1 protein-coding gene is annotated in these 267 nt (G+C 54.7%); it reads right to left on the bottom strand.

The window, feature by feature from the left end; all coding sequences use genetic code 11:
* On the bottom strand, positions 1 to 264 hold a 264-nt coding region (locus KMS84_RS40205), incomplete at its 3' end, for an efflux RND transporter permease subunit (RefSeq protein WP_285894514.1).
* Positions 265 to 267 lie beyond the last annotated feature (3 nt).

The raw sequence follows: 267 nt of genomic DNA, 5'->3' as shown, positions 1-267 counted from the left end.
CAGTGTCATGACCAGAAGCAATGCGACTGGAACAACGATCTGCAGACGCTTGGCTGCTGATTGCAACTGCTCAAACTGGCCACCCCAGGTAGTCCAGTAGCCTGCTGGGATCTGCACAGTAGCCAGCGACTTAGTCGCTTCTTCAACGAACGAGCCTAGGTCACGGCCTCGAACGTTTGCACTAACTACTACCAGCCGTTTCCCATTTTCGCGGCTGATCTGGTTCGGGCCCAACTGCAAGTCAAGATTAGCGACTTGGGACAGAGG

Source organism: Streptomyces hilarionis (assembly GCF_024539675.1).
In the GTDB taxonomy this organism is placed as follows: domain Bacteria; phylum Actinomycetota; class Actinomycetes; order Streptomycetales; family Streptomycetaceae; genus Streptomyces; species Streptomyces hilarionis.
Note: the sequence above shows the minus strand (reverse complement) of the source record. Positions and strands in the feature narration are given on the sequence as shown.